Origin of the sequence: Parabacteroides sp. MSK.9.14 (genome assembly GCF_019041495.1) — a bacterium.
Classification (GTDB): Bacteria; Bacteroidota; Bacteroidia; order Bacteroidales; family Tannerellaceae; genus Parabacteroides; species Parabacteroides merdae.
On sequence record NZ_JAHPXO010000018.1, the window covers coordinates 91,638 to 103,445 of the forward strand.

Annotated in this window: 4 protein-coding genes; all 4 read right to left on the bottom strand. The window is 44.3% G+C overall.

From position 1 onward, the window contains the following. Positions 1–2 precede the first annotated feature (2 nt). Entirely contained in the window at positions 3–2,468 is a 2,466-nt protein-coding gene (locus tag KTG12_RS11340; protein WP_122298316.1) for a hypothetical protein, read from the bottom strand. 10 nt (positions 2,469–2,478) lie between these two features. After that, entirely contained in the window at positions 2,479–4,116 is a 1,638-nt protein-coding gene (locus KTG12_RS11345) for a hypothetical protein (protein ID WP_075965585.1), read from the bottom strand. A 462-nt stretch (positions 4,117–4,578) separates the two neighbouring features. Continuing rightward, on the bottom strand, positions 4,579–9,294 hold the full coding sequence (locus tag KTG12_RS11350) for a T9SS type A sorting domain-containing protein (protein WP_216945443.1): 4,716 nt from the start codon (positions 9,292–9,294) through the stop codon (positions 4,579–4,581). Between the two features lie 820 nt (positions 9,295–10,114). Continuing rightward, positions 10,115–11,808: Helicase associated domain protein (locus KTG12_RS11355; RefSeq protein WP_216945444.1), on the bottom strand; the 1,694-nt coding region annotated here is incomplete at its 5' end.

Sequence of the window (11,808 nt, forward strand, 5' to 3'; positions counted from 1 at the left end):
TTTCATCTGTGATAACCCACACGTCGTTTTTCCCCTGAAGCGTCATCCTGTAACTGTTGGACTGAACTGCGGATACGTCCCTCGTAAATACCCATGACCCTATTGGACAACTTATCGGCATATTCCTTGGAATATCCATTATCGCGCTGTGCGTTGGGAATGGCATTAATCAGTTCCTTCGGGGTAATCTCACCTTTCCGGTATGCCATGGACATGGCCACACATTCATCCATCAGCCGGACAAAAACGGCCTGGTTTTCCTTACTTTGCCACATGTCAACTGCCTTTTCGCTGGGACAGACCAAAGTACAGTACTGGTCAAAGGTTGATTTAGGGTCATACTTCTGTAGCATGGAATCCACCTTCTCGATATATTCGTCCGTTTGGGAGAATGACTTGTCCAGCGGCGTGTCAGCGGAGAACTGCAATTCCTCGCTGCCGGATACCGGGATTGAGATACCCCCTGACACTGACGCAGCCATCTCTTGCGGAGACATAGATCTCTCTGCCCAGAATTCCGTCATCCGGTCAGCCAAGGACGTCACATCATTTCCTGTCCTGGGATTGTACGGCTCATAGCATGGGCACTGAAACAGTTCTTCTGCCGTAAGGTCACCATTCCGGTAAGCCAGTGCTTCCGCTCCCACCTGACGAATAATATCTTTCAGGGTTTCCGGTTCGCGCATCATCATGTCATCGACATACTCTGCCGGGAACGGCAATACCCTGCGGTCCTCCATGTCCACCCGAATCATCGGTCCGTATTTCTCATGAATCAGTTCCAGCCTGTCCAGCAGGTTTGACTCGGTCCCCTGTAAGATGACCGGTCCGTTAGCAGATGTCAGGTTGTATTGTCCCGGCTGTTGCCGCGCATCGGTCCGCTCGCGCACCTGTCCGGATGTGTAGTGTTGCACATCCTCTTGGGAAAGGTTATGTCTCAACAGCGCGTCCTTCAAGACTGCCGATTTCAGAATATCCGTATTCGCCAGTCTTTCGATGACACCTTCAGCCACCCCAACTTTGTGCAAACTATAGATCAAGCCTGCCAAAGCTTCAGCCGCATCCGGTTGGATCTTTCCGTCCGGTCCCTTTATTGAACCTTTCCGGTACATCTCCACCAGCTTGTCCACCTTCTGATATTCCAAGCTGATGATTGCCGGGGTAGCGTATATCTCGTCTATCTGTCTGTTTAATGACTCCAAGTCAGCTTTGAGCAGAGAATAATTTTCAGATACCATGAAATTTCTGTCCGTATACATCCCTTCAGCCAGTTCGAGGCAAGCGACATTCTTCCGGTGCACCAGGTAAAAATACTCCATCAAAGGGGACATACCCACACCGTCATTCGTGTTTACCGCCACTCTTGCCAGTTCCTGCACGGACTGCATGTACATCTGCCTGCTGCGGATATTGTTCTGGTTAAACATGCCCATATAAAACTGCTTGGCCATTTCCTGCACCGCCTCGTTGTTGCCGGCCTGTTGTGCGAGCGATATCATCTCGGCCTTTTCCTTGTCATTACCGTTTCTGAAGCGTTCCGGACCGTCTTTTTTCCATCCCTCATTAAAATCATACCTATTGACCACCTTGGTAACTTCTGCCGTACCATCTCGTCCTACCAAGCAGTGATCTTGAATCCTGCAATGGAACAACTGCAGTGTGTTAATCTGCTCATACGGCATATTCAGAAGTTTCACATAGCATTCATGGTCCCAACAACTCACCGACGGTTCAACATGATTTATGTATTTCAGCATCTCGTACAACTGCTTGCTGTCCATAAAATCGAACAGTTGCTTGGCATGTTCCGAGCACTGAACCAACCTATCCTTCAGTTCTTCCGGGTCATTACTGAGCTTGCTTTCCTCCAATATCTGAAGTACACAATCGCCATCCTCCTTCGCTATAGCCCGGTTCAGTTCGGCTCTCTCCATCAGCTTGTCCTGTTGATCATTAAAGAAACCGAACAACATTTGCTGATCCGGAGTCATCTCGCCCTGTGTCAAGTCATTTTTGTACCTCCAATAACCTTCCCGAAGGGAAAATGACGTATCCGGCAAATTATCAGTGGTCAATCTATACAAAGCTTCTGATGCACGTTGTATGGGTTTGTTCAGCCATTTCATGTAGGGATAGATATTGTCTATCCGATACGTAGAGATGATATGTTCTGGAACTCCGTTAAGGAAGTTCTTACGATAATAGGAAGTCAGGTCCAAAAGCGTTCCTGTCTTGACATGTTTCCCATTGCTGTCATAAAGTTCGAATCCGATATATTCACCGTCCTTATTCCTTACAACTACAGCTGTACCCTTCTCTCCTCTCAGCCGTTTCCAGGCATACTTCCCCCCCTTAACCGACAACCGTCCCAGATGCCGGCCACCCCACATGAGCAGCTTTGCCGTATACCGCAAGGGTACGACTACCAGCCACTTCAACACAGTTCCTACAGCTTTGAACAAATTCATAACGATTCAGTTAAAGGTTATATATTTCTTTTACCTCAGAGGGGGAAAGCCGGCTTGTCACCGTTTTGACAACGGCCAGTTCTGTCAGCATCTTCCCACTCAAGTACAACTTATACAAGGTCAAATCATTTTCCGGATAGAAAGCCGGTCTATGTCCAGCAGGTATCTGCAAAATCTGTTGCTCGGTCCAGCTCAGCTTTTCTATCAGCTCAGGTGTCATTCCGTCCTTCCGGATTTCTGTCAGCAGCTCCATACGGTTCCGTTGCAGCGCATCATACTTACCGGCGCCATTAGGGAGCACAGTTCCACCAGAGGCAGCAACCGCTGGAACCGTACACACCGGTTCAGCCTTGTCGGGTTTCGATTGTTCCGGCATCACAAAAACGGACTTCAATTTTTCCTGCAAATCACTGTTCATAGTCTCCTGAAACTCGTGCACATACATATCATATACAAGCCCGTATTGTTCTGTGCCAGCATCCTGAAGGGCTATCTGTATGTCAGCGATAATACCGTCACATTCCTCTTCGTCCTCCGTATCACGCAATTCGTGGAAAAGTTGCCAGATAGACTCCTGCAGCTTCATGTCAAGTACAGCAGTCTGAACCTTCTGACCGGTGGCAACCGCAGCGGTCTGCTTATTGGCAGATCGGGCATGGTAAGCTTCCGAGATTGCATCGAACGCCTTTTGCGCAGTGTGTTTGAGCGCAGTGAAGTCGTTGGAATCCACACCTTCCTTCATAGGAACCTGAAGATGATAGAATTCGTAGAACGGGTCTATTTTGTACAGAAGACCCTTTTCGATGGATTTAGGCCCCTTGGATGCCAACACCTGCAAGCGTTTGGAATCATTCTCCTGAACCAAACTCTGTACAGCCTCCATATCAGAGTCGTCAAGCTCACATTCCTCTTCGACTCCATCCCATGAGAAAGAGAAACTGCCTGTCATGGTCAGTTTGGCAAACTGGTGTATCTGGTCCCGTCTTATGGACCTGTCCTGAGCGTTCAAATCAGCGTTCTGCATATTCATATTTCTACGCGCGGGATTTTCTTCGCCGGAACCTCCCGAAGCCTGGTACATCCGTTGCTGGTCCGTCAAGGTCCAGTCCGAAGAACCGGGAATACGTATACCCAGTACCTGATTGATGAATGTCTTTTCCGCACGGTTGCTGAAGGGGATGAAAATGTCACTGTCATACCGTTTGACCAGGAACTTGAACTGCTCTTCTGCCGTCAGTTCCTTCCAGTCGTTGATATGGCTGGTGACCAATTCCTGCCGGAAACGGTCTGAAGGTATCCAGGGGGAGTTCTCGCATATATTGTCCAGATAAGACTTGTTCGGGATATAGAAATGGTAATACTTATCTTCTTCGGGAATGCACATGACACATTCGATACGTTTGTTCTTCAGTACCCGAAGCGTACAGTTCTGATCCCAGTCTGTAAACGAGCAGTCAGCCAGCTTGGGGGCAGTATGTTTTTGTATGTATGCAGCATACTGTTTCGCGTAGCTCTCATGATTCTTGAAAGCGGCCAGATCCGCTTCCAGATCAACAACGGACATACCGAAATGCTCAGCAACAGATGTCGCCTGATAGCATCCGGAATCCAGCCAACAGATAGCAATTATCTTTTCTTCATCACTCATAGTTGAAAGCGTTTTGGTTGATTTTCATGCGAATATAAAACAAATTGCCGAAATTCAATTGAAAATCAGGCAATTAATTTTTACAATCAACATATAATAATACTTAATTTATAGTAAATAAATCCTAATATATAAGTACAAAAGGCTCGCAAACGCCCTATTGAAAGGACTTGGAGAAGAAATGACAATCAACCGATGAAAAAGGGCACTGAACGGGATAACAAAGAATAGAAACACAAAAAAAGGGGGTGTGTCGTAATGCACGATGCACCCCCTCCTGTAGTTTTGAGTTTACACAAAATTGGGGATAGTCCCTCAAGGATAGACCCTTCGTTACGGAGAACCGCTTCACGGACGACTTTCATTACATTTTGCCTGATCAATTCCAGTTTGAAGACATAACATGATAGATAAAGAAAGGCCGGAAATTTCCGATCTTTCTTTATCTATCTCACGCACATGTTATTTCTTAATCAGCTTCACCGTTTTCTTCTGCTCATCTCCCGCCAGGATATGCAACAGATAGAAACCACTCGGCTGGTCGCCCATGAACAGATCTACATTACCCTCACAAGAGGAAACCTGTTTCACCTGCTTACCCGTAAAGTCAAACAGGATAAGACGGCTCTTCGCCGGCAAAACGCCCACATGGACATAATCGGCTACTTGCGTAGGATAGACTTGTACGATAATCGTTTCCACATTCTCATTAGCAGTCGGATCATCGGGATCACCACCATCGGGGTTATCAGGATCTTCGCCTCCGGGGGTGTCAGGATTGTCCGGATCACTGCCAGTAGCTTCAAAATGCGCTTCCAGTTTGGCATCCCCGGTAACCTTATATATAAATCGTTCCTCCATCGAGACTCTGTTTCCTTCAATAAACCATCCGGCAAACCGATATCCATCATTCGGCGTTGCGATCAGTTCCAAAGAACTGTCAAACTCGTAATAACCGGTTCCGAAAGTGACAAAACCTTGGGAAGCATCATAAGAGATTTCGATCTTATAAGAGATTGGATCGAAATTGGCGACAAGCGTCTGGTCCACGATTGCGGTATGCAAATAGGTCTCTTCAGTCGACACGGTCCGGTCATTGATCGTCCAAGTCTTAAACTGATAGCCTTTGTTTGCCTTTGCTACAAATTCTGCATTCTTTCCATAATTGACTTGTATGGAACTGGGAGTAACAGTTCCCGCCTTTTCCGGATCGACCAAAGCTGTTAAAGAGACTTTTCCACTCGCTACCTGGTTCCAAACAACCGAAAAGTCCCCTTCACCGGTAAAACCTTCGGAATCCTTAATCTTAGATGTTAAGATCGTCAATGTATAGACTCCGTTTTGCTTGGTAAGAGTTGACAAATCCAATGTATATGTGTTTTGTTGTTGTTGTTTAAACTGGAGCCCTTTCGTATCCACTTTTTCGCCTTGATAATATAATTCTACCATACTTGGGATTAAAGCATCCGATAAAACGGCTTTGTTGAACTTGATCGTAATTGTTCCGACTGGAGAGGTTGCCACCTGATCCTCTTCAGGCAAACCTGTAATGGATTCTATCGCCAGTGTAGTTTTCGGACGCTCTTCAAAGACTAACCGGAAAGAGCCGGAAGAAGTGGCTTTTGTCACCGGACCGTCTTCGAAATAATCTACCACATGAATCAGATATTCATACTTCGGGTCTTTTCCATCCCGCAATGTACGATCGGTTTGCCATACTTTACGGGTATCCAGATCTGTATCTTCGTTCACACTGAGCAACTTCAACCGTCCACCGGTCTCATCCGGAATATTGATATAATTCCATCCGTTAGCCGAAGGAGTAATATCCAACTTATATTCGGTATCCGATATTTTCTGCAATTCAGCGGAAGTAGCTTTGACAACTGGGGCAGTCGTACCATCCGTCAGGTACATCCTATCCGGGAAATCCAAATCATCTTCCAGATCATTCACCATAAAACCGGTAACTTTTGGATTAACCGACTCATTCACCCGAATACCCCGAATCAACTCATGGACACGCACTGTGTCCAACAGGGACAAATCAGAATTACCATAGCTAGTTTCATGGGTCGCCTCCACTTTATAGTCCGTAAAATGTCCCTGTAACGTACTGGTCATCCACCATTGGGCATAAGCGGTCTTTCCTGCTTTAATTGTTCCAAAATCGTTTTGCACGCTTTCGCCCATTATAACAGATTCGGCTTCACCATTCAATTGCGAACTCTTGATTTTGAAATCTACCAACAGCCCTTTTTCATTATATTCTATTTTAGGTTGTCGAGTGACCATACTTACATTTTTAGCATCCCCCGCACCCACGTTATGAATCAGCAACGAGAATTCAGACGGGATCATCGGTTCAACCACATCTTTTGTAAAAGGATCGTCCCCTAAAATATCACGTTGCACGAAGTAATCCATAGACAGATTCGGAGAAGGGCTGACGGTCATGGTTACCGGGAACAAGTCGCGAGTCACCTCCAAGCCGGTAAACGGATCGAGATAAGAGAGCGTTCCACCGAACGTGTATTCTTTTGGGCCGGTCGGGGCGGCATACTTGGTCGGGATAAACTCAATCGTTGCAACTCCTGTCTCTCCATGAGCCAATGCCCAAACTCCATCAAGCTGGCCAGTAAATCCCTGGATTTCTTTAGGAGATATTTGGATTTCTCTCACAGTAGCGACACTTCCATCTTCACTAATAACCTCCAAGTTCAACTTGACATTTTTCATCGACTCTGACTCATGTCCATTCTTAACCATTAGAGTACCTTTAAATGCTTGACGAGTCAACACCATTGTCTGTTCAAACTTCAAAGCAACAGAAGAGCATACCGATTGACTGGATTCGTCCAACTTAGATGCTAACAATACATATTGGTCAGCGAAATACTCTTCTATACCAGCATAGCCTTTTTCTTGCGCATACTGTTTATGTTCCTGTATTTTGTTTGAACAGTTCAATATTTTTTGTAGATCCATCCGATTTTCAACAGCTTTATTTGCTTGCGTATTATTCCAGCGCTCGACAAAATCTCTAAAAGTTTGTTCACCCACACAAGAAGGTTTGTAAACCACTACATTCTCGTACACAGCTTGATGATCCATATCAAACTGATCTAAACAAGTTATTAACTCATCCATAGAACAATCATACCATTCTTTTGAATCACCTAGAATTTCATGCATAATGTCCATATAACTTTGCAATCCTTCCTCTGCTTTTATAGCGACATTAGAAAAATCGGTTATATAAGCCGGAATGTGACCATTCGTTCCGCTTTTAGTCTGATACAGATGATCACAAGCATGAGCAAAATCATGTAGACAATTCAAAACATCGGCTGCTATTCCTAAACCTTTTACTAACTTCCGCGCTCTTCGTTTAAATATATCTTTCTGCTCGTCCGTTTTTCCTTTCAAATATTTATCCATATAGTCATCGATAAACGTATTGAAAGAATCTTCAAAACCTTTATAGCACTCTGCCACTTTTTTATATAACTCTGGATGATTAGGATCAAAAAACTGTTGTACACATTCAGTCGCAGCCTTCATTAAATCTGATAAGAATGATAAAAAATCCCTCCTCTCAAATAATTTTTCTATATCTTCTTCTAGAATTCCATCATTCAAAAGCTCTTCTTCAAGCCGTTCATCTAAAACCTCTTGGATTGCTTCTTCTATTGCATCTTTGGTTTCTTCCAAAACAGGAATAAAACGACTAGCACATTTGATTCCATTTCCGACCAAACTCATCTGGCACGGAATACATCCTTTACTTGGTTTCGATGGTGGAACGGGACCAACTACCAATTCTTCTTTTTTATCCAAAATTTGAGTTGGGCCAGTAACCGGGTTATTATCCTTTCCCTTTCCACCAAATATAGTTCCTCCTCCCATAAACGGGAATCCTTTAAAACCACTCCCATCATCCACACATTCCATTATTTTTGTCGGAACATAATATTTATGCCATTTACGGTCATTTCCACAATCCCAAAAATAACTGGTTCCGTCATATAGATAACAATCACTAAGTGGAAGAGGTGTCACTTCCCTCTCACTGCTACGAGTCTTTACATTTCCTTTTCGAGTCATCACAACCGGAATAGAAACTGACTGTTTAGCTTTCAAATCAAAAAAACCTGTAACCAATGGTTCGAAATCAAAATTTGAATTATCCTCTGGAGCCAAAAATTCACAATCCTGAGCCGTAATCAATCCTTCATTCTTTAAAATAACTGTATAAACCAATGATTCACCAGGTTGTAACGCCTCCGCTTCAATCCGATCCGGGACTGTTATAACGACAGCAGGAACCGGTACATGTGTTTCAAAGTCTACTTTTGTAGAAAACGTATACCGGTCTTCCAAAGTTGTTTCTTCAACCTTAAAGTCTATTGCTATCGCCTGGATACTCAGATTCATCACTACCTTATTATCCTTTCCTGGCTCTACCAATATGACCTGCTCGACTACATCATGTCCTTCCGCTGTAGCAACGATTTTGTAATAACCTTCTGCCAAGGCTGGAAGAGTACATAAACCATTCACATCCGTTTTCGCATCCAAGAGTAATCTACCTGTATTATACTCTGTGATACGAACAGATGCTCCCGACACATGAGGAGCTCCCTTGGCTGTATAGGTATTTTCATCACACACGTCAACCACCAAAGTTCCCACGTTCTCAGAAACAGGTGTAACGACAAAGTTCATCGCCAGCCCATCCCCATTCTCGCAATTGATTGCAATCGTTCCCATAACTGGTCTCAGCAGCATATCTTCCGCTGGAGATAGTCGAAGGACAACCGAAGTGCTTTCCCCCTGTTTTAATGAAGGAATAATCTCAGATGTAGCCAACGATAACCATTCCGCTTTAGGGGGAGTTACTCGTATTTCACCCGTTTCTCCACCACCAGAATTAGCAATCATAAAGCGATACTCACGTATATTGCCTCTAACCATTGTCGTTTGGATACGCTCTACATTAGCCACCAATGTTGCCCTTTCAGTTCTACAATAACAATATACAAGTAGTTCCAAAACAGCTCCTTCATCCGAAATCAATTGTAGTTTTACTTTTTCCCAACTCATTCTTGGAGAAACAGTCTTCCCTTTTATTTGCAATAAGATTTCACCTGTTCCGCCTTCAGCCAAACTCAACATACCATTTGATGCAATTTCACATCCCAACGCTCCTGAAATGACTTTTACTTTAAATTCTTATCAATTTGATGGATTAATTTGAAAGACAAACGCTTATGGAAGTTCTGAAAAGTCTAAGGTAACGATTTGGAGATTGTGCTAATTTCAGTATTTTACAACCTCATACTTATGAGGAACTCTTCTATGGACAAAGATAGACATTTTTTAGATTAGGGAAAAAATTTGAAGGAAAAAATAAAAAAAAAGTTTGGGAAAGGATTGGAAAAATTCAAGAGAGAGGTTGAGGAATTAAGTGTATGTGTATGGGGGGGGATTGTATAATCAATTTGCAGTTACCGAAAAAGGCATATTCAGAATTCCTGTATATTGCTTCTACTAGTGATTGCAGAACCGACAATTATATTTAAAATTACCCAAATCAAGTATTCCGAGTGGGGCATAAAGATTATTTAAATTGTAACCATACCCTATATATTCAAACTGGCTTCATTCAAAGGAAAGTCAAAAGATGTTCATAATAATGCTCCTTACATTATTATGACAGACAAGAGTCATGACATTGGTAATAACCGTCTTTTGTAAATCGTCATTTATATGCAGTGACAATTTCATTTCCATGTCTACGAAATTTGGTAATAACATCTTTTAAAAGTGTCTAGAATTCCTATCAGTTATGTACATATCTGAATTCTGATTTTATGCGTATTTATTCATAAAATTAGACTCTATATCTGCTTACACAGGTTATCACTATACTATTTCCTGCAAATAACATTTGGGAATATATTTCGTAACCCAATGGTTTCAAAGATGTTTCCTGTCAGCTCAGAGGGAAACCGATCCGCTCCAATTGTACTATTCGCTCATCTGACATGTTTCCCTTGCGGTAATCCCGTCTTTGGATGGTACACCAACGTCCCAATGCTCCTTCACGGCAACCTGGCCATCGCCCTTGGCGGTTATGGAACAGGCGCAACTGCTCAAAGTTGCCTTGCCAGACTTGTTCCGCTGACCAAACAAATCCTATTTTATCCAACAGAAGCCAGCGATCATGGGATAATTTCCCCAGTTTGTGCATTTTTCGTTGTGTATGACACCATCCACCCAGATTCCCCTCCGTCGATTTAGGGAAACGCTGATATTTTCCGACAAAAGACTTCAACTCCTCGTAATTCTTCATCCATTCCCTTTGAAGGTCTTGATTCCAAACAAAGCCGATCTCATCCAAAGCCCGGATGCGCTCTTTGCTCAAGCGTCCATTCTTCCGCCTTTCCCGTTGGGTATAACACCAAGTTGCAAGCGGGCCGTCTTCACGTTTGGGCCAGCGTCCGCAGGTATCAAAGAAGACTTTCAACGCACGGTATTCTTTCATCCATTTGGAGTCGAGCTGGTTCCATTCGAAGCCGATCAATTCTAGCTGACGGCGGCGTTCCTCCTGCAATTTTCCCCGTTTATAGGCAATGCGTTGGGTGTTGCACCACAAACCGAGTTTCCCTTCCGTAATTGATGGCCAGTCGTTTTCTTCCCGACGGAATTCAATCAGCCTCTCATACATAATCTGCCAGGGCTCCAGTTCTGCCAATATCTCTTCTATGCGCAGCCGTATGTCTGATAGGAAACCCGTCGTCAAAAAAGAGGTGTTTCCTTCGAATCCTTTGGGTGACGGAAGGAGAGATAGACGCTCCAAGTGGGGAGCCATCACATCATAAACCGATTTTCCTGAAAGATTGTTGACAAAATCCAAGACGACCGGCCGTTTTCCAGCCTCGGCATTTAGACAACGGCCCAATTGCTGCAAGGTAACGATATATGATTCTGTCCGTCTAAGGAATAAGACAGCATCCACACCTTCCACATGCAGTCCTTCTATCAGCATGTTGACGGAAAACAATACGTGCAGCCGGTCTGATTCTTCTCGGAAAGCATCCAGTATCCGGCCGTTCTGCCGTTCACCTTGGGCATGATGGATCTCGAACGGAGTAATGGCACGTCCCGCTCGCGTGAGCCATCCGCATACTTCTGGCACCATCTGCTTCAAATCGGTGAGATCGCGACAGAATACCAGCAGCTTGCGTACGCTTGTCGGCAGGAACTTCCGGATGACTTCCGGTGCCCCCAAAGCCTCTTTGAAATCCACACGTGCCAGATCCAGTTTCTTCTGTACCTTTTCTTTTCGTCCTTTTGAACAACCGCTGCGTTCCAGCTTTCTTTGCAGCCGGTCCAGTTCGTTGTCCAGCCCGTAAGCACTCTGTACCAGAACCGGAACCGGCAAGATATTGTAATACCAAGCCTGCGGCAAGGTAAGCTCATAAAACAAATTTCCTTCGAAATAAAGATCCACCGTATCGATCATTCCCTCCGGACGGATCGGCGTTGCCGACGTTCCCAGGACATAGGCACAGGGATTATTTTCTATCACATCCTGCAAGGCACTTCCCCAAATTTCCGCCCCGAAATGGTGGAATTCATCAATAAGAATATGATCTGCCCGTAACAACCCATTGTCCTCCCGGT